Origin of the sequence: Citrobacter sp. TBCS-14 (assembly GCF_005280805.1) — a bacterium.
GTDB lineage: Bacteria > Pseudomonadota > Gammaproteobacteria > Enterobacterales > Enterobacteriaceae > Citrobacter > Citrobacter gillenii.
The window spans coordinates 551601-569624 of the sequence record NZ_SZWM01000164.1 but is presented as its reverse complement, the minus strand read 5'-3'; the positions used below and the strand labels follow the sequence as shown (position 1 = coordinate 569624).

General features: G+C 52.0%; 18 protein-coding genes. 9 read left to right on the top strand and 9 right to left on the bottom strand.

Annotated features, from left to right (window positions below):
* Positions 1–3: 3 nt before the first annotated feature.
* The 7 genes from rdrA to pspF all read right to left on the bottom strand — a co-directional run bounded on the left by rdrA (position 4) and on the right by pspF (position 9187).
* Positions 4–2523 (bottom strand): antiviral RADAR system adenosine triphosphatase RdrA, encoded by a 2520-nt coding sequence (gene rdrA / locus FDX22_RS06435; protein WP_146716890.1) that lies wholly within the window; start codon positions 2521–2523, stop codon positions 4–6.
* A 279-nt stretch (positions 2524–2802) separates the two neighbouring features.
* On the bottom strand, positions 2803–3609 hold the full coding sequence (gene sapF, locus FDX22_RS06430) for a peptide ABC transporter ATP-binding protein SapF (protein ID WP_096756842.1): 807 nt from the start codon (positions 3607–3609) through the stop codon (positions 2803–2805).
* A 1-nt stretch (position 3610) separates the two neighbouring features.
* The gene (gene sapD / locus FDX22_RS06425) at positions 3611–4603 is read right to left on the bottom strand and encodes a peptide ABC transporter ATP-binding protein SapD (protein WP_096756843.1); all 993 of its coding nucleotides are present in this window, start codon (positions 4601–4603) and stop codon (positions 3611–3613) included.
* The gene (gene sapC / locus FDX22_RS06420) at positions 4603–5493 is read right to left on the bottom strand and encodes a peptide ABC transporter permease SapC (protein ID WP_096756844.1); all 891 of its coding nucleotides are present in this window, start codon (positions 5491–5493) and stop codon (positions 4603–4605) included. The genes sapD and sapC overlap by 1 nt, the downstream gene beginning before the upstream one ends.
* Positions 5480–6445 (bottom strand): peptide ABC transporter permease SapB, encoded by a 966-nt coding sequence (sapB, locus tag FDX22_RS06415; RefSeq protein ID WP_096756886.1) that lies wholly within the window; start codon positions 6443–6445, stop codon positions 5480–5482. The genes sapC and sapB overlap by 14 nt, the downstream gene beginning before the upstream one ends.
* On the bottom strand, positions 6442–8085 hold the full coding sequence (gene sapA, locus FDX22_RS06410) for an ABC transporter substrate-binding protein SapA (RefSeq protein WP_115258335.1): 1644 nt from the start codon (positions 8083–8085) through the stop codon (positions 6442–6444). The genes sapB and sapA overlap by 4 nt, the downstream gene beginning before the upstream one ends.
* A gap of 112 nt (positions 8086–8197) precedes the next feature.
* A complete protein-coding gene (gene pspF / locus FDX22_RS06405) occupies positions 8198–9187 on the bottom strand; it encodes a phage shock protein operon transcriptional activator (RefSeq protein ID WP_170973006.1) in 990 nt (329 codons plus the stop codon).
* Between the two features lie 155 nt (positions 9188–9342).
* Here pspF and pspA point away from each other — a divergent pair, with 155 nt between their 5' ends.
* The 8 genes from pspA (at position 9343) to tyrR (ending at position 15562) form a co-directional block, all read left to right on the top strand.
* The gene (gene pspA / locus FDX22_RS06400; RefSeq protein ID WP_096756889.1) at positions 9343–10011 is read left to right on the top strand and encodes a phage shock protein PspA; all 669 of its coding nucleotides are present in this window, start codon (positions 9343–9345) and stop codon (positions 10009–10011) included.
* Between the two features lie 54 nt (positions 10012–10065).
* Positions 10066–10290 (top strand): envelope stress response membrane protein PspB, encoded by a 225-nt coding sequence (pspB, locus tag FDX22_RS06395; RefSeq protein WP_115258337.1) that lies wholly within the window; start codon positions 10066–10068, stop codon positions 10288–10290.
* The gene (gene pspC, locus FDX22_RS06390) at positions 10290–10649 is read left to right on the top strand and encodes an envelope stress response membrane protein PspC (protein ID WP_096756891.1); all 360 of its coding nucleotides are present in this window, start codon (positions 10290–10292) and stop codon (positions 10647–10649) included. The genes pspB and pspC overlap by 1 nt, the downstream gene beginning before the upstream one ends.
* Before the next feature lie 8 nt (positions 10650–10657).
* Complete coding sequence (gene pspD, locus FDX22_RS06385) at positions 10658–10879, top strand: phage shock protein PspD (protein ID WP_096756892.1); 222 nt, start codon at positions 10658–10660, stop codon at positions 10877–10879.
* A 76-nt stretch (positions 10880–10955) separates the two neighbouring features.
* Positions 10956–11273 (top strand): thiosulfate sulfurtransferase PspE, encoded by a 318-nt coding sequence (gene pspE, locus FDX22_RS06380; protein WP_115258338.1) that lies wholly within the window; start codon positions 10956–10958, stop codon positions 11271–11273.
* 142 nt (positions 11274–11415) lie between these two features.
* A complete protein-coding gene (locus FDX22_RS06375; RefSeq protein ID WP_135911928.1) occupies positions 11416–12813 on the top strand; it encodes a YcjX family protein in 1398 nt (465 codons plus the stop codon).
* The gene (locus FDX22_RS06370) at positions 12810–13871 is read left to right on the top strand and encodes a YcjF family protein (protein ID WP_096756894.1); all 1062 of its coding nucleotides are present in this window, start codon (positions 12810–12812) and stop codon (positions 13869–13871) included. The genes FDX22_RS06375 and FDX22_RS06370 overlap by 4 nt, the downstream gene beginning before the upstream one ends.
* A gap of 146 nt (positions 13872–14017) precedes the next feature.
* The gene (gene tyrR, locus FDX22_RS06365) at positions 14018–15562 is read left to right on the top strand and encodes a transcriptional regulator TyrR (RefSeq protein WP_115258340.1); all 1545 of its coding nucleotides are present in this window, start codon (positions 14018–14020) and stop codon (positions 15560–15562) included.
* A gap of 49 nt (positions 15563–15611) precedes the next feature.
* Here tyrR and tpx read toward each other — a convergent pair whose 3' ends face one another.
* On the bottom strand, positions 15612–16118 hold the full coding sequence (tpx, locus tag FDX22_RS06360; RefSeq protein WP_096756896.1) for a thiol peroxidase: 507 nt from the start codon (positions 16116–16118) through the stop codon (positions 15612–15614).
* Between the two features lie 114 nt (positions 16119–16232).
* Between tpx and ycjG the strand changes: the two genes are divergently transcribed.
* Positions 16233–17198 (top strand): L-Ala-D/L-Glu epimerase, encoded by a 966-nt coding sequence (ycjG, locus tag FDX22_RS06355; protein ID WP_115258341.1) that lies wholly within the window; start codon positions 16233–16235, stop codon positions 17196–17198.
* On the opposite strand, the gene mpaA is transcribed toward ycjG, so the two are convergent.
* Complete coding sequence (mpaA, locus tag FDX22_RS06350) at positions 17173–17901, bottom strand: murein tripeptide amidase MpaA (RefSeq protein ID WP_115258342.1); 729 nt, start codon at positions 17899–17901, stop codon at positions 17173–17175. The genes ycjG and mpaA overlap by 26 nt on opposite strands.
* Positions 17902–18024: the final 123 nt, after the last annotated feature.

Below are 18024 nucleotides of genomic sequence, written 5' to 3'. Positions count from 1 at the left end.
GATTTAACTATTGACCTCTTCTCCAATACCCTGCGCAAGACCACGATAGAACCAGGAAACTTGATTATTTTCTTTAAGTTGCGACTGCATTACGCGTGAGGAAAGCAGGCATTTGAGGATATTATGGGCAATTTCGGTATTGCTACTTGCCCACTGTTTAACTTCCTGTGTTTTGATTGTCGTATTGCCCGTCTGTTTATAGTAAAAATCGCGAATATCAGTAAAGGTCATTTTTGAAAAATAGTTTTCATTAAAGAGATCCGCCGCGTTGTTATCCCCAATAGGATAACATTCGGGAGCTTCGATATTGAATATGGGATGGCACCACATGGCAATAACAAGTTCAGCATACTCACTTTTATTGATGTTTTTTAGATTCAGACTGTTATCATCATCAACGGTCAGATCAATAACGCCACTAAGATTGCGGGATAAGGTACGATCGTATTTTGTGAATTCAACGTAATCTCTGACTACAGATGCTCTGGCGCCGGTCGCGACGTTAGTATTAACAACAAGTCCATCTTTAGTGAATGTTAATAAAGAATTGATAAATATATACTCAAAACGTCGCACCAGATCGGAGAGAAGTTCTTCTCGTGCTTTCTTTTTGTCTAACAAATTCATTCTGAGTACAGCAAGTTGAGAAAAAGCCTTATTAAAAATAACGCTGAGCAGCGGAATCAGGTTTTTACCTTTAAGCTCTGTTATTTTTCTTTTTTTACACCAGTCATAAATTTTTTCTATCAACTTGTTAATATGGCTGGAATAGTCGACGGGATTATCCGGTTGGTTAAAGTTATCGTCCGCTTCTTCTATTTCCCGGGTGTGATTCATCGCAAAAATTGAATAGAAGGGGGCGCGTAAGAAAATATCCTGAAAAATGGCCGTGAATTTATCTTTTTGATAAAAGGTGTCTGGTAAGTTTCCGGTTATAGCCAGTAGGGACCAACCAATAATTTCAAATGCCCTGCTAAAGAAAATATGATGACGCCGATTTAGCTGTCTACTATAATAATCATGGTGAGTATACAGTGCCAACAGTAACGGATTCCCATTTTTAGCCTCTGCTACGGATTTACTTATAAACATTGGCTCCATAATAAATTCTAAAGCAGGCATGCTGCGCAAAATATCTGAACTGTTTGCTACTGAGTTTAAAATACTATGGTTAGTGTCGTGGGCCTTCATATCAATAATAGTGCTGTATTGCTGACTAAAAAACTCTTTACTTGCCCAAGTGTGTCGATTCACTTGTAAGACAGGATTAAAGGCGATTAATTGGCTAAAGTTTAGCTGTTCTGCTTGCTGTGCTACCTGAATATTTAGATACGTCTCCATATTAGTCAGAGCAACACCATCATGATGTCTTTCCGCCCAGTGAGCATATTTTTGACAAATATCAGGGGTGATATGCAGTTGTCCCTTTAATAATGAAGGTGGTAAGCTTCTGATCAACTGGGTGACTTCTCTGGCACTCACCGGTTGAGTCCAATCAGTGCTGCGTTCTTGTCCATTACATAAAGTATAGAAAGTTTCTTTCAATAAATTTACGTATTGTGGAAAAGTCAGTTTTGATATTTCAGCAGTGTTTTCTGTCTCTGATGTTTTGTAGCGGATCTCTAACTTGGGGAGAAGTTGTTCTACTGGTTGCAGCGGTAATCGAATATGATCTGGAAAAACTTTGGTCAAATAGGCCTCTGACAAACTCTCAGCCATACTGCCAACCCCAAATTTATTATTAGGACCATTAGAAAATGCTTTTTGCGTAATGTGGCGATAGAGCGCATCGTCACCGCTGACTAACGGGAGGATTAGCGGACAGGAGAGTAAACAACGGATGTCATCCAGTACGGCGAAACCATTATCAATTTTCATGTCAACATCATCAATGGGCAATACTAACGCATCACAGCCCATCAGATTTACAGTAGCAATCAAGAAACGATGAAAATCACGCTCGAGATGAATACCGGAACGGTACTTTTGAATTCTATCAATACCCCGTAGCTCATCGATTTCTTGCGACTTTCCTAATGCTCCGGCTAATGTTCGCAAAGCCTGGAAAAAAGCCTCTTTTATCGTCTGGCTAATCTCTGGCTGGTTCAGTTGACCTTCAACGGAAGCATAAATAGAGGCAATGATGACCTCGGAGAAGCGGTCATCAATGTTCAGTAATGTTGGGTCGATGACATCGATAAAGTGTAAGTCGGGTAATTGTGAATATTTGGTGCTGTAATTTGCCCATGCGGCGCTGGCATTGCGTAAGAAGACGGTTTTTCCTGCCCCCCGAGCACCATTGATAAAAATGGCATGATGGTAACTGGTGAGCCGGGCCGTTTTGGGATCTTGTAAATCATTTTTATATTGTCGAGCTTCCAGCCCCATACGAGCCAGGTTCTCAAGCATTTTTTTATTCGCCTGCTGTTGCCACAGGTTATTTTTCTCGCCTTTGGCGCCATCGCCACAAAAATCATCACGGTATTCAGGTAAATCAAGATCAAGTATTATCTCACTGGCCATAAATCCCTCATGAAATTAAATCCCAAAGCATGCCGCTGTGGTTATCTAAAAGTATGCTGGAGGTGACCAGATGAAACTAAAAACTGAATGGCGCATGCTTAACTAAGAGAGTAATTATGTCCAGTTAAGGTCGTCTACACCTCCGAATGATGAGGCAATACTAACATAGGTATTTTTGCTAACCTACTGTTTAGGAATAGTAAAATTAATCAGTCAAGCGGTGACGGCCATTCAGGCAACAGGAAACATCAGATTCCTGTTGCCTGAAGAGGATGTCAGTTAGCGATCTTTGCGCCAGGCATCGGCGGTGAGCGCCTCACCGAAATGCCCGGATATCAGGCGGCGGGTCAGTTCATGCAGCGGCGAGGCCAGCACATCCGCCGTACTGCCGCGCTCGACGACCTCGCCCTGGTGCATCACCAACACCTGATCGCTGATGTGTTTCATCATCCCAATATGCTGCGTCACATAGATATATGAAATACCCTGTTTTTCCTGTAGCTCGAGCATCAGGTTAATCAGCTGCGAGCGCATCGACATATCCAGAGAGGCCAGCGCTTCGTCCGCGATAATCACTTTGGGACGTAAAATCAGGGCGCGAGCTAACCCCAAGCGCTGTTTTTGTCCTGGTGCCAACATATGCGGGTAGTAGCTAACGTGATCGGGCAGCAGACCGACCATGCGCATGGTTTCGACGATCTGCTTGCGGCGTTGCTCCGGCTCAAGATCGGTATTCAGACGTAGCGGAAAATCGAGGATCTGCGAGATACGTTGACGCGGGTTCAACGATGTTGACGGGTCCTGGAAAATCATACGAATGCGCTGGCTGCGAAAAGAATAATCACCGTATTTTAGCGGATGATCGTCAATCAGCAGCTCACCGCTGGTCGGCTCAACCATTCCGGCCAGCATTTTTGCCAGCGTCGATTTACCGGAGCCGTTTTCGCCAATGACGGCAAGCGTCTGGCGCTCACGCAGTGTAAAGCTCAGTGGCTTGACGGCTTCTACGGTCTGGCGACGAAACAAGCCCGTCCGGTAGCGAAAGGTTTTGCTCAGGTTACGTACTTCGAGCAGTGTTTCTACCATCTCACTCTCTCTCCATGTTCAGCGGGAAATGACAGGCATAGAGATGATTCTTTGCTCCGGTCAGTCGTGGGGTTTCAATGCACTCACGTTGAGCGTAAGGGCAGCGCGGCCCCAAACGGCACCCCATTGGTAACTGTTCCAATAAAGGGATCGCACCAGGCATCGTATTCAGGCGGCTTTTATGCGGCATTGGGCTACCAAAATCTGGAATGGCACGGATCAACGCCTGTGTATAAGGATGGTGCGGAATCGTCACCAAATCTTTACTTGGCGCGGTTTCCACCGTTTGTCCGCAGTACATGACGTTGATTTTATCCGCCCACTGGCTGAGCATTTGCAGGTCATGGCTGATCAACAAAATGGTGGTGTTGCTGTTTTGATTGAGCCGGGTCAGTAGACGGAAAATTTGCGCCTGAGTGGTGGGCTCCATCGCATTGGTCGGCTCATCGGCAATCAGCAAACGTGGCTGATTCGCCAGGGCGATGGCAATCATGACTTTCTGGCACTCGCCGTCCGTCAACTCATACGGGAAGCTGCGCATCGCATCTTTATGGTCTTTTATCCCGACGCGGTGCAGCAGTTCAATCGCGCGGCGTTTGCGCCAGCCAATGCGTTGCCACCAGCGCCCTTTATAGGTCCAGGCGGGAATATTTTGCATCAGCTGCCGTCCGACGCGTTCAGACGGATCGAGACAGGACTGCGGTTCCTGAAAGATCATGGACACATTATGACCGACCAGTTTACGCCGCTCGCGGGCAGACAGTCGTAGCAGATCGATATCATCAAAGCGCATGCGGTCAGCGGTCACGCGCCAGTTGTCTTTTGCCACGCCGCAAATAGCCTTGGCGATTAAACTTTTACCGGAGCCCGATTCACCGACCAGTCCACGGATCTCGCCTTCATTGAGTGTCATACTGACGCGGTCAACGGCCTTTACCCAGTCGTCGCCGGTTCTGAACTCAATGGTCAGGTTACGAATATCCAGTAATGGCATTATTCCACCCCCGCGATAATTGCGCGGCGTACACCGTCACCTAACAGGTTTACCAGCAGCACGCTAATCATGATCGCCGCCCCGGGCAACATCACGGTCCATGGGGCAACGTAAATTAACTCCAACGCGTCGCCCAGCATGGCTCCCCATTCCGGCGACGGAAGCTGTGCGCCGAGGTCGAGAAAGCCCAGTGCGGCAATATCCAGAATCGCCATCGACAAAGCGCGGGTGATTTCAGTGATAAGCCCAGCGGTAATATTGGGCAAAATCGCAAACCACAGAATGTTGAGCGTGGAGGCACCATCCAGTCGGGCAGCAATGACATACTCTTTTTCCAGCTCGTCATGCACCATGCTATAGACAGAGCGCACCATGCGTGGCAACAGCGCCAGCCAGACGGCAAACATCGCGTGCGTCAGATGGGGGCCAGCAAACGCCACCACAATGATCGCCAGCAGCAGCGACGGGATCGAGAGCAGGGTATCGAGAATATGGTTCAACACTGCCGAGCGTAAACCGTGGGTTGCCCCGGCTAAAACCCCCAATACCAGACCACATATCGTGGCGGCGAGCGTGACAACAAATGCGCCGCCGACAGTGGGAGCTGCACCGCTCAGCAGGCGGCTTAATACGTCACGTCCCAGATCGTCGGTCCCAAGGAAGAATGACACCTCGCCATAACGCGACCAGGAAGGCGGGAGCAGTTGATAACCCAGGAATTGCTGATCGATACCATAAGGCGCAAACCAGCCACCGAAAACACACAGTATGGCCAGTCCCGCACAGCCATACAGACCGACCATTGCAGACGCATCGCCATAAAAATTGCGCCACGCGGTACGCAGCGTGCCAGGTGGGCGCTTTTCGCTGTATACGCTATCGTAAGGCATACCATTCCTTATGTTTCAGAGGGTTAGCCATGGCACCCAAAATATCAGAGATCACGTTTACGATAATGACCAGTGAGCCAATCACCATCACGCCGGCTGAAATTGCGGCGTAATCCTGCTGGCGAATGGCGTTGATCAGCCAGCGGCCAAGGCCTGGCCAGCTAAAGACCATTTCGGTGATCATCGCCAGCGTCAGCATGGTGGAAAACTGGAGACCAAGCCGCGGGATCACCGGCGGCAGGGCATTATGCAGTACGTGGCGACGCAAAATGGTCAGCCGTGACAGGCCGCGAGTAGCCGCCGCTTTTACGTAATTTTGATCGAACACCTCGATGGTACTGATACGCATCAGGCGAATGACTTCGGTCGTTGGCGCAACGGAGAGCGTTAACACCGGCAGCACCATGTGGCGTATTGCGCTGACCAGCATTTCATCGCGCCACGGCGAGTCGGAAAGCCACGCGTCGACGATGGCAAGACCGGTAACAGGTTTGACTTCATAAAGCAGATCAAAACGGCCAGACACGGGCAGCCACCCGAGCGTTAACGAGAAGAACAGCGTCAGCAACAGTGCTAACCAAAAAACCGGGATGGAAAAACCCATCAGGGCAAAGGCACTAATGCATCGATCCGGCCATTTATTGCGTGTGATCCCCGCTAGCATGCCAATCGGGATACCGACCATTAGCGCAAAACCGAAGGCGAGAACGCACAATTCCATTGTGGCAGGGAACACTTCTTTCAACTGTTCCGAGATCAGTTGTCCGTTAATGCTGGATACACCGAAATCCCAGTGGATGAGGCCATTGAACCAGAATACCCACGCATTCCACAGCGACGCACCCTGCAGAGGAGCATGGGGGGTAAAATAACTCAGGCTGAACCCGATAAACGTCAGGAAGAACAGGGTGACCAGGAGCAATAGAAAGCGACGCAGGGTAAAGATAATCATGGTTTTTTCACCTCATCTTTCTTTTCCCTGGATACGCCGGCAAAGGAGGCATTACCGAATGGGCTGAGTACCAGGCCTTTGATGTCATAGCGATAGGCCTGCAAACGCAGTGAAGAGGCCAGCGGCAGGATGGGTAGCTCTCGTGCCAGGATCGTTTGCGCTTCGTCATAGGCATCAATGCGTGACGAGAGCTGCTGCGATGACAGCGCTTTGCGCAGAACGCTGTCAAACTCCGGATCACACCAATGGGCAAAGTTGGTCTGCGAGTTGATGGCGGCACAGCTAAGCAGCGGACGGAAAAAACTGTCAGGATCGTTACTGTCTGTTGCCCAACCGGACAACGTCAGATCATGGTTCATATCCATTAATCTCGCCTCCTGAAAACGACCTTCCACCGGAATAATCTTCACTTTCACGCCAACCTGCGCCATGTCCGCTTGAATAAGCTCGGCGGTTTTCAGCGGGCTGGGGTTCCAGGCCTGGGAGCTGGTTGGTACCCAAAGCTGTAACGTCAGGTTCTCCAGCCCCAGCGCTTTTAACTGCTCGCGAGATTTTGCCGGATTGTATTCTGTAATTTTAGCTTCGTTGTCATACGCCCACGAGGCGCGCGGCAAAATAGATGCGGCGGTTTCTGCTGTACCGTAATAGATCGACTGCATCAGCCGCTGGTTGTTGATTGCCAGCGCCAGTGCATGACGCACTGCCGGGTTGTTCAACGGGGGTTTATTGGTATTGAAAGCCAGGTAAGCAATGTTCATCCCAGGGCGCAGCGTCAGGCGCAAACGTGGGTCATCACGTAAGATGCTGAGCTGACTGGCAGCAGGCCAGGCCAGCACGTCGCATTCACCGGTGAGCAGTTTTGATAAGCGCCCGGTTCCACCAGAACCGAGATCAACGACGACCTGCGGCATTAAGGGTTTCCCGCGCCAGAACGCGTCGTGACGCTGCAGGCGAATATATTGCCCGCCACGATTTTCCGAAAGCTGATACGGACCGGTACCGACAGGCTGTCGGTCCAGTAATTCCTTGCGATCCTGTTTTGCCAACTGCCCCGCGTATTCCGCTGACATAACCGACGCGTAATGCGTGGCCAGATGCCACAGGAAAGACGCATCCGGTTGAGTCAGGCGAAATTCAACGGTATGGCTGTCCAGCTTGCGCACGCTTTGCACATTATCGGCGAACTGGAGGCTATCAAAGTAGGGGAAGTTGCTGCCGTTAACATTGTGCCACGGATGCTGGCGGTCAAAGATTCGCTCGAAGGTAAACACCACATCGTCTGCATTCAGTTTACGAGTAGGGGTGAACCAGGTGGTTTTTTGAAATGGCACGTCACGACGCAGGTGGAAGCGGTACGTTGCGCCGTTATCCAGCACCTCCCAGCTTTCGGCCAGTTCTGGCACCAGGCGATAGGTGTAAGGATCCACATCAAGCAGACGGTCATAAAGTTGGGCGGCAAGCGTGTCGACGATCAGTCCACTGCTCGCTTTCTGTGGGTTGAACGTATTGACCTGTCCGCTGACGCAATAGACAAAGCCGCTGTCACGAATATCAGCGTGCGTGGTCTGCTCAGGCGCGGCAGCAGCCTGACCACTCAGAAGTCCAGCCATCACAATCAGAGATGATAAAACCAGGCGCATAATTTTTAAGGTTTTTAGAGTCGATCTGCAAAGTGTATCGCACAACGGCCCGTCAGGTAAAAATGTCTGCAGGTAACTGGCGTAAATGTGTGCGATTCAGGTCAAGGAACCGCTAAATCTGATGTTTTTTGAGCAATGCCCGCAGCTGGTGGTAGGTCAGCCCGAGTAATTCTGCCGCCTTTTTCTGATTAAACTTTGCCTGCTGCAAGCTGGTTTGCAGAAATGCTTTTTCTTGTTGCTGCTGGAATTCACGTAGATCCAGCGGCAGTGTCACCGGCGCGGAGTGAGTTTCCTGCTCCGAAGGTTGTACGGTGTGGCGTTTGAAAGGGTCAATCACGACTTCATCCAGTGGAAATTCGCTGGTGCCGTGGCGGTAAACAGAGCGCTCGACGACGTTTTTCAGCTCACGAATATTGCCCGGCCAACGGTAGTGCAGCAGAGTATCCCTGGCCTGTGCGCTAAAGCCTGGAAACAGTGGTAAGCCAATTTCCCGGCACATTTGAATGGCAAAGTGCTCGGCCATTAGCATGATGTCGCTTTGACGCTCCCGCAACGGGGGAAGTTGCACCACATCGAAGGCCAGCCTGTCGAGCAGGTCCGCGCGAAACGTCCCTTCATTAACCATCCGCGGTAAATCGGCGTTGGTGGCGCAGACCAGGCGCACGTTAACCTGCAGCGGTTGGCTGCCGCCAACACGTTCGAGTTCCCCGTATTCAATCACCCGTAGCAGTTTTTCCTGTACCAGCATCGGGGCGGTGGCCAGTTCATCAAGAAACAGCGTCCCGCCATCAGCGCGTTCAAAGCGTCCGGGATGACGTTTTTGTGCGCCGGTAAAGGCGCCGGCTTCGTGACCGAACAGTTCTGAATCGAGTAAGTTTTCATTGAGCGCCGCACAGTTCAGCGAAATAAACGGCCCTTGCCAGCGCGAAGAGAGGTAATGCAGGCGGTTAGCGATCAGCTCTTTGCCCGTGCCGCGCTCACCGATCACCAGTACCGGTTTATCCAGCGGTGCCAACTGAGAAACTTGCTCAAGCACCTCGATGAAACTGTTGGCTTCGCCGAGAAGGTTGTCTTTGTATCCGGTCATGATGAAATTCACTATTTGTTAGTGTTATTCACCAATGTACCCTAATTTCGCTATCAGGTAAAATTAACTATTATTTTTATAATCAAATGGTTATAAAGTTGGCACGCAATCTGCATTAATCTAGCAGCAGGGCATCGCCCGATATCAGAACTATCAGTGAGGATTACATTATGGGTATTTTTTCTCGTTTTGCCGACATCGTGAACGCCAACATCAATGCGTTGCTGGAAAAGGCTGAAGATCCGCAGAAGCTGGTGCGGTTAATGATTCAGGAAATGGAAGACACGTTGGTTGAGGTGCGTTCGAACTCGGCACGTGCGCTGGCGGAAAAGAAACAGCTATCCCGCCGTATTGAACAGGCCACAGCGCAACAGGTTGAGTGGCAGGAAAAAGCAGAACTGGCGCTGCGTAAAGAGAAAGAAGATTTGGCGCGCTCTGCCTTAATTGAAAAGCAGAAGCTTACCGATCTGATCGCCTCGCTGGAACATGAAGTGACGCTGGTTGATGACACGCTGTCACGCATGAAAAAAGAGATTGGCGAGCTGGAAAATAAACTCAGTGAAACCCGTGCTCGTCAGCAGGCATTGACCCTGCGTCATCAGGCCGCCAGTTCTTCACGTGACGTTCGTCGTCAACTGGACAGCGGTAAGCTCGATGAAGCCATGGCGCGTTTTGAGTCTTTTGAGCGTCGTATCGACCATATGGAAGCTGAAGCTGAAAGCCATAACTTTGGTAAGCAAAAATCGCTGGATCAGCAATTCGCCGACCTGAAAGCGGATGATGAAATTAGCGAGCAGTTGGCGCAACTGAAAGCCAAAATGCAGCAAGACAAGCAATAATAATATCTGGCGGCGCCCGAACGCGCCGCCGCTCATCACCTGTAAGGAGTACTCATGAGCGCGCTATTTCTGGCCATCCCGTTAACCATCTTTGTGCTGTTTGTTTTACCGATTTGGTTATGGCTGCATTACAGCAACCGTTCCAGTCGTGGCGAATTGTCGCAGAACGAACAGCAGCGTTTAGTGGAGCTGAACGCTGAAGCGCAGCGCATGCGTGAGCGTATTCAGACGCTGGAAGACATTCTGGATGCTGAACATCCTAACTGGAGGGACCGCTAATGGGAGGCGTTAACCTGAACAAAAAGTTGTGGCGTATTCCGCAGCAGGGCATGGTGAAGGGGGTCTGCGCAGGTATCGCGCAGTATCTCGACGTGCCGGTGAAGCTTGTACGGATTCTGGTAGTACTGTCGATTTTCTTCGGCCTGGCTTTTTTCACCCTGGTGGCCTATATCGTACTGACTTTTGTGCTGGACCCAATGCCGGACAATGTCGCAACCGGTGAACAGCAACCGTCCAGCGGGGAACTGTTGGATGCCGTCGACCGCGAACTGGCGGCCAGTGAAAATCGTTTGCGGGATATGGAGCGTTATGTGACGTCAGATACCTTCACATTGCGTAGCCGCTTCCGTCAACTGTGAGGAATGAGATGAACAATCGCTGGCAACGTGCCGGGCAGAGGGTAAAGCCTGGCGTTAAATTAGCAGGTAAGCTGGTTCTGTTTACGGCACTTCGCTACGGCCCGGCGGGCGTCGCCGGGTGGGCGGTAAAATCCGTCGCCCGTCGCCCGCTAAAAATGTTGCTGGTTTTGATGCTTGAACCTTTATTGAACAAGGTCGCCAAAAAAATATCCCGCCGTTATGGTCAGTGATAGTGCGCTCGCAATATTTTCTTAAGATCAGTTATATAGTGTTAGATGAAATTAGGTCATTTAACAGGACGATACTATGTTGAGAAAAGGGGTATTCGCGCTAGCGTTGCTCATCGGTATGCCGGTTTTTGCCGCGGAACATTGGATTGATGTCCGCGTACCTGAGCAATACCAGCAGGAGCATGTTCAGGGAGCCGTCAACATTCCCTTAAAAGATCTCAAAGCGCACATCGCGTCCGAGGTTCCGGATAAGACCGACACCGTGAAACTGTACTGCAACTCCGGGCGGCAATCGGGACAGGCGAAAGATATGCTTACCGAGATGGGATACACGCAGGTCACAAATGAAGGGGGGATCAAAAGCATTGATCTTCCGAAAGTAGAAAACAAATAATCGCACAATGTACATCTATTTCGGGCGGCATTATTTTTTGTCGCCTGCTAGACCTCAGGTAGTTGATAAATAAGAATTACCCCCTATCTTTACTTCCAGTTTGTTATATTTTCTACGGTTCCTTCAGCATAACGGGATGGCGATGAAGCGACTCAAAAATGAACTCAATTCGCTGGTGAATCGCGGCGTGGACAGGCATCTGCGTCTGGCTGTCACCGGGCTTAGCCGCAGTGGTAAGACCGCGTTTATCACCGCGATGGTGAACCAATTACTCAATATTCATGCCGGCGCTCGTCTGCCGCTGCTCAGCGCGGTGCGCGAAGAGCGTCTGCTCGGCGTTAAACGGGTTCCACAACGCGACTTTGGCATTCCGCGCTTTACCTATGATGAAGGGCTGGCCCAGCTGTACGGCGCCCCGCCGACCTGGCCGACACCGACGCGCGGCGTGAGTGAGATTCGTCTGGCGCTGCGTTATAAGTCCAATGACTCATTGCTGCGCCACTTTAAAGACACCTCCACGTTATATCTGGAGATCGTCGATTATCCGGGCGAATGGCTGCTTGATTTGCCGATGCTGGCACAGGATTACCTGAGCTGGTCGCGGCAAATGACCGGATTATTGCAGGGCCAGCGGGCAGAATGGTCGGCAAAATGGCGGCAGTTAAGTCAGGGGTTAGATCCCTTAGCGCCCGCCGATGAAAATCGTTTGGCGGAGATTGCCGCCGCCTGGACGGATTATTTGCATCAGTGTAAGCAGCAGGGCCTGCATTTTATTCAGCCGGGGCGCTTTGTTCTGCCGGGCGATATGGCGGGCGCACCCGCGCTGCAGTTTTTCCCGTGGCCGGATGTTGACGCGTATGGCGAATCGAAACTGGCGCAGGCTGATAAACACACCAACGCTGGCATGCTGCGCGATCGGTTCAATTACTACTGCGAGAAAGTGGTGAAGGGGTTTTATAAGAATCACTTCCTGCGCTTTGACCGTCAGATTGTGCTGGTTGACTGCCTGCAACCGCTCAATAGCGGACCACAGGCGTTTAACGATATGCGTCTGGCGCTCACGCAGTTGATGCAAAGCTTCCATTATGGTCAGCGTACATTGTTCCGGCGGTTGTTCTCACCGGTGATCGACAAGTTACTGTTTGCCGCTACCAAAGCCGACCACGTGACGGTCGATCAGCATGCCAACATGGTGTCGCTACTGCAGCAACTGATCCAGGACGCCTGGCAAAATGCCGCCTTTGAAGGCATCAGCATGGATTGTCTGGGGCTGGCGTCGGTACAGGCCACTACCAGCGGATTGATCGATGTGAAAGGCGAGAAGATCCCGGCACTGCGGGGGAACCGCCTGAGCGACGGCGCGCCGCTAACCGTCTATCCGGGAGAGGTGCCAGCACGCTTACCGGGTCAGGCGTTTTGGGACAGTCAGGGCTTTCAGTTTGAAGCGTTTCGTCCGCAGGTCATGGATGTGGATAAGCCCTTACCGCACATTCGTCTTGACGCCGCGCTGGAGTTTTTAATAGGAGATAAATTGCGATGAGCGAGCCGTTAAAACCGCGTATCGATTTCTCAGGACCGTTGGACGTTGATCAACGTCCGGCCTTTAAAGCGCAGCAGATGTTCGACGATACGCAAGCGCAGACTTTTTCTCCGGCTCAACTTGACGAGCCGCTGGCAGATGAAGGACAAGCTGAAGCGGTCATTGATGCTGCTTTACGTCCTAAGCGTAGCCTGTGGCGCAAAATGGTGATGAGCGGACTGGCATTGTTTGGCGTCAGCGTGGTCGCACAGGGTGTGCAGTGGACGATGAATGCCTGGCAAACGCAGGACTGGGTTGCGCTGGGCGGGTGTGTCGCCGGGGCGCTGATCGTTGGCGCCGGTGTCGGTTCGGTGGCAACGGAGTGGCGTCGGCTGTGGCGTTTACGCCAGCGCGCGCACGAGCGTGATGAAGCGCGGGATTTGTTGCATAGCCATGGCGCCGGCAAAGGGCGCGCGTTTTGTGAAAAGCTGGCACAGCAGGCGGGTATCGACCAGTCTCATCCGGCGCTACAGCGCTGGTATGCCTCTATACACGAAACGCAAAACGATCGTGAAGTGGTGAGTCTGTATGCTCATCTGGTGCAGCCTGTGCTGGATGCGCAGGCGCGACGTGAAATCAGCCGCTCAGCGGCAGAATCTACGTTGATGATCGCGGTCAGCCCGCTGGCGCTGGTGGACATGGCATTTATCGCCTGGCGAAATCTGCGATTGATTAACCGTATTGCGACGCTATACGGCATCGAACTGGGCTATTACAGCCGCTTGCGCCTGTTCCGCCTGGTGTTGCTGAATATTGCCTTTGCCGGGGCCAGTGAACTGGTTCGCGAAGTCGGTATGGACTGGATGTCGCAGGATCTGGCGGCACGTTTATCCACGCGTGCTGCCCAGGGCATTGGCGCCGGGTTGTTAACGGCGCGTCTGGGGATTAAAGCGATGGAACTGTGTCGTCCGCTGCCGTGGATTGACGATGATAAACCGCGTCTCGGTGATTTCCGTCGCCAGTTGATCACTCAGGTCAAAGAGACCGTACAAAAGAATAAACCTGCGCGTGAAAGCTGAGTAAAAATGGGCGCCGATCGTATAACTTTACGCCCCGGCGCCTAATTTTCCAGCGTGCTGTCAATATTTGTTGACAGAGTCCTTCCTGCTAACGAAATACTGGCTTATCATCTATCACATGATCCCTTGTTTAGGTGAAGGTTCCCATGCGTCTGGAAGTGTTTTGTGAAGACCGACTTGGTCTGACCCGCGAATTACTCGATTTACTGGTGCTTCGAGGCATTGACTTACGCGGTATCGAGATCGACCCCATCGGGCGAATCTACCTTAATTTTGCGGAACTGGAGTTCACCAACTTCAGCAGCCTGATGGCTGAAATCCGCCGTATTGCCGGTGTTACGGATGTGCGCACCGTGCCCTGGATGCCTTCTGAACGCGAACACCTGGCGCTGAGCGCGCTGCTTGAGGCGCTGCCTGAACCGGTCCTTTCACTGGACATGAAAAGCAAAGTGGAGATGGCGAACCCGGCGAGCTGCCAGCTTTTTGCCCACACTCAGGATCGTATGCGCAACCACACGGCGGCGCAACTCATCAATGGCTTTAACTTCCAGCGCTGGCTGGAGAGCAATCCGCAGGATTCCCACAGCGAGCATGTCGTCATTAATGGACAGAATTTCCTGATGGAAATAACCCCTGTCCATTTGCAGGGCGAAAATCAGGAACAGATGTTAACCGGCGCGGTGGTGATGCTGCGTTCCACCATCCGCATGGGGCGTCAGTTGCAAAACATGACCACCCAGGACCTGAGCGCCTTTAGCCAGATTATTGCTGTCAGCGCCAAAATGAAACACGTGGTAGAACAGGCGCGTAAACTGGCCATGCTGAGTGCGCCGCTGCTGATTACCGGCAATACCGGGACGGGGAAAGATCTGTTTGCCCATGCCTGCCATCTGGCAAGCCCGCGAGCGGCGAAACCTTATCTGGCGCTGAATTGTGCGTCGATCCCTGAAGATGCGGTAGAAAGCGAGCTGTTTGGTCATGCGGGGGAAGGTAAAAAAGGTTTCTTTGAGCAGGCTAACGGTGGTTCAGTACTGTTGGATGAAATTGGCGAAATGTCGCCGAGCATGCAGACCAAATTGCTGCGTTTTCTTAATGACGGGACCTTCCGCCGCGTCGGCGAAGATCATGAGGTTCACGTTGATGTCCGTGTGATTTGCGCCACGCAAAAAAATCTGGTGGAGCTGGTACAGAAAGGCTTGTTCCGTGAAGATCTCTATTATCGTCTGAATGTACTGACGCTCAACCTGCCGCCGCTGCGTGATTGCCCGCAAGACATTATGCCGCTCACCGAGCTGTTTGTGGCGCGTTTTGCCGACGAACAGGGCGTGCCGCGCCCGAAACTGTCCGCCGATCTCAGTACGGTGTTAACCCGCTACGGTTGGCCGGGTAACGTGCGCCAGTTGAAAAATGCTATCTACCGGGCATTAACCCAGCTTGAAGGGTACGAACTGCGGCCACAGGATATCTTATTACCGGATTATGATGCGGCGACGGTAGCTGTGGGGGAAGAGGTGATGGAAGGGTCGCTGGATGAAATTACCAGCCGCTTTGAGCGCTCTGTCCTGACGCAGCTGTATATGAATTATCCCAGTACGCGCAAACTGGCCAAACGACTTGGTGTTTCGCATACGGCAATCGCCAATAAGTTACGTGAATACGGTCTGAGTCAGCAGAAAAAAAGCGAAGAGTAATACGTAGATGAAAAAGCCTCCGAATGGAGGCTTTTTGCTTTAGGGCGACTTAGGCTTTCAGTACGTCCAGAGCGGCAGCATAGTCTGGCTCGTTGGTGATTTCATTCACCAGCTGGCTGAAAATGACGTTGTCATTCTCGTCGATAACCACCACGGCACGCGCGGCCAGGCCCTTCAGTGGGCCTTCGGCGATTTCAACGCCGTAGTTTTTCAGGAATTCCGCGTTACGCAGGGTGGACAGAGTGATCACGTTGCTCAGACCTTCCGCGCCACAAAAGCGAGAATGGGCGAATGGCAGGTCGGCTGAAATACACAGTACGACAGTATTGTCGATTTCTGTCGCCAGTTGGTTAAACTTACGTACCGATGCCGCACAGACGCCGGTATCGATGCTTGGGAAAATATTCAGCACTTTGCGCTTGCCGGCAAACTGGCCCAGCGTAACGTCAGACAGGTCTTTAGCCACAAGGGTAAAAGCCTGCGCTTTGCTACCTGCCTGAGGAATGGAGCCGGCAACGGCAACCGGGTTGCCCTGGAAATGAACGGTTTGTGACATGGTTATCTTCCTGTTTACATATAGTTAACGTCGAGGTTAGTTTATGCCATCAACAGTTAACACGGCAAACGCTATTTGCGGATATCCACTTCCGGGACTGCATAAGGAAAACAAATGAGAACAGTGAAGGTATATGAGGAAGCCTGGCCGTTACACACCCCGTTTGTAATTGCCCGTGGCAGCAGGACCGAAGCGCACGTGGTGGTGGTCGAACTGGAAGAAAACGGCGTGAAGGGGATCGGCGAGTGTACGCCTTATCCTCGCTATGGCGAGAGCGATGCCTCGGTACTGGCGCAAATTATGGGTATCGCCCCACAGCTGGAAAACGGACTGACGCGCGAAGATTTACAAAAGCTACTGCCTGCCGGTGCCGCACGTAATGCTGTCGACTGCGCGCTTTGGGATTTAAGTGCCCGGCAACAGCAGCAAACCCTGACCGAGCAGGTCGGTGTCGAACTCGATGCAACGGTAACGACGGCTCAGACGGTGGTGATCGGCACGCCGGAACAGATGGCGGCAAGCGCTGCCGCACTGTGGGAGAACGGGGCGACGCTGCTGAAAGTCAAACTGGATGCGCGCTTAATCAGCGAACGTATGGTCGCTATTCGTTCGGCTGTTCCTGATGCGACGTTGATTGTTGATGCCAATGAGTCCTGGCGTGCCGAAGGTCTGGCTGCACGCTGTCAGCTGCTGGCTGACTTAGGTGTTGCCATGCTGGAGCAGCCGCTGCCTGCTCAGGATGATGCCGCGCTGGAGAATTTTGTGCATCCGCTGCCCATCTGTGCGGATGAAAGCTGCCATACCCGCAGTAGCCTGAAAGCGTTGCACGGACGCTATGAGATGGTGAACATTAAGCTGGATAAAACCGGTGGCCTGACGGAAGCACTGGCGCTGGCGACCGAAGCCCGAGAACAGGGTTTTGCATTGATGCTGGGATGCATGCTGTGCACATCGCGCGCGATTAACGCCGCCTTGCCGCTTACGCCGCAGGTCTGCTTTGCCGATCTCGATGGCCCGACCTGGCTTGCGAACGATGTGCAGCCCGCCCTGCATTTTACGACCGGGCAACTCCATCTTTAGGGTGCCAGCGCAGCAAATTGGACATCGCCAGCAGGTATTTTTCGCTGGCTTCATCTGAGGAGATGGGCGGGAACTCTGCGGTAATGCAGTGCAAGTTCAGATCGGCACACCAACTGCCGAAAGACCCCGGTGTTTCATAACCCACGCTGGTGACGAGGGGGAGTTCAAACCCTCGTGCCAGCCACTCGCCCAGTTCGCTGTGCCTCGGATCCTCAATGCATGCCAGCGGGTCGTGAAATGAGACCACCCAGGCGGGATGAATGCGGTGAATCAACTGACACAGCGCCTGGGTTTCCGGTTCGGAGCCCGGATGATCCCCCGTCAACAGCACGACATCACGTTGTTCTGCACTGCTATTCCAGCGGTAGACAGTTTCACCTGCTTTCCAGTTTGCTGCCGGGAAATTACGATTGAGATCAACCCCGTTAGCATTGGCGCGCAGGCCGAGCTGACACCCGTCAGGGTTTACCGCCAGTACCACGTGGTGACGGCGCAGGGAAGGGGTAAGCGTACGCAAGGCGCAGGACAGCGTGACAATTGATGCGTTTTCGTCACCGTGGGTACCCGCCAGAATGAGTCCACTATCACGATCGGCTGCCGGCGCGGGAAACCAAATTAACGGGGCACCTAAGAGTGAACGTCCGTAATGTTCGGTTCCTGGCGGAAATGCGCCGCGCTCGGCACGGGGACGGGTAACGGTCATAGTCATCTCTGAATGCATAAATTGTTATTCGCAGTGTTGTGCAAAATGTATGGATAATCAAATCGTTTTCACACACTTATCTTTTCAGGTGTAATATCACTTTCTTGTCCGAAGTTAATTGCA

Excerpts from the sequence above, each read along its gene's own strand:
- rdrA (WP_146716890.1), bottom strand. The coding sequence starts at position 2,523 with ATGGCCAGTGAGATAATACTTGATCTTGATTTACCTGAATACCGTGAT.
- sapF (WP_096756842.1), bottom strand. The coding sequence starts at position 3,609 with ATGGTAGAAACACTGCTCGAAGTACGTAACCTGAGCAAAACCTTTCGC.
- sapD (WP_096756843.1), bottom strand. The coding sequence starts at position 4,603 with ATGCCATTACTGGATATTCGTAACCTGACCATTGAGTTCAGAACCGGC.
- sapC (WP_096756844.1), bottom strand. The coding sequence starts at position 5,493 with ATGCCTTACGATAGCGTATACAGCGAAAAGCGCCCACCTGGCACGCTG.
- sapB (WP_096756886.1), bottom strand. The coding sequence starts at position 6,445 with ATGATTATCTTTACCCTGCGTCGCTTTCTATTGCTCCTGGTCACCCTG.
- sapA (WP_115258335.1), bottom strand. The coding sequence starts at position 8,085 with ATGCGCCTGGTTTTATCATCTCTGATTGTGATGGCTGGACTTCTGAGT.
- pspA (WP_096756889.1), top strand. The coding sequence starts at position 9,343 with ATGGGTATTTTTTCTCGTTTTGCCGACATCGTGAACGCCAACATCAAT.
- pspB (WP_115258337.1), top strand. The coding sequence starts at position 10,066 with ATGAGCGCGCTATTTCTGGCCATCCCGTTAACCATCTTTGTGCTGTTT.
- pspC (WP_096756891.1), top strand. The coding sequence starts at position 10,290 with ATGGGAGGCGTTAACCTGAACAAAAAGTTGTGGCGTATTCCGCAGCAG.
- pspD (WP_096756892.1), top strand. The coding sequence starts at position 10,658 with ATGAACAATCGCTGGCAACGTGCCGGGCAGAGGGTAAAGCCTGGCGTT.
- pspE (WP_115258338.1), top strand. The coding sequence starts at position 10,956 with ATGTTGAGAAAAGGGGTATTCGCGCTAGCGTTGCTCATCGGTATGCCG.
- FDX22_RS06375 (WP_135911928.1), top strand. The coding sequence starts at position 11,416 with ATGAAGCGACTCAAAAATGAACTCAATTCGCTGGTGAATCGCGGCGTG.
- FDX22_RS06370 (WP_096756894.1), top strand. The coding sequence starts at position 12,810 with ATGAGCGAGCCGTTAAAACCGCGTATCGATTTCTCAGGACCGTTGGAC.
- tyrR (WP_115258340.1), top strand. The coding sequence starts at position 14,018 with ATGCGTCTGGAAGTGTTTTGTGAAGACCGACTTGGTCTGACCCGCGAA.
- tpx (WP_096756896.1), bottom strand. The coding sequence starts at position 16,118 with ATGTCACAAACCGTTCATTTCCAGGGCAACCCGGTTGCCGTTGCCGGC.
- ycjG (WP_115258341.1), top strand. The coding sequence starts at position 16,233 with ATGAGAACAGTGAAGGTATATGAGGAAGCCTGGCCGTTACACACCCCG.
- mpaA (WP_115258342.1), bottom strand. The coding sequence starts at position 17,901 with ATGACCGTTACCCGTCCCCGTGCCGAGCGCGGCGCATTTCCGCCAGGA.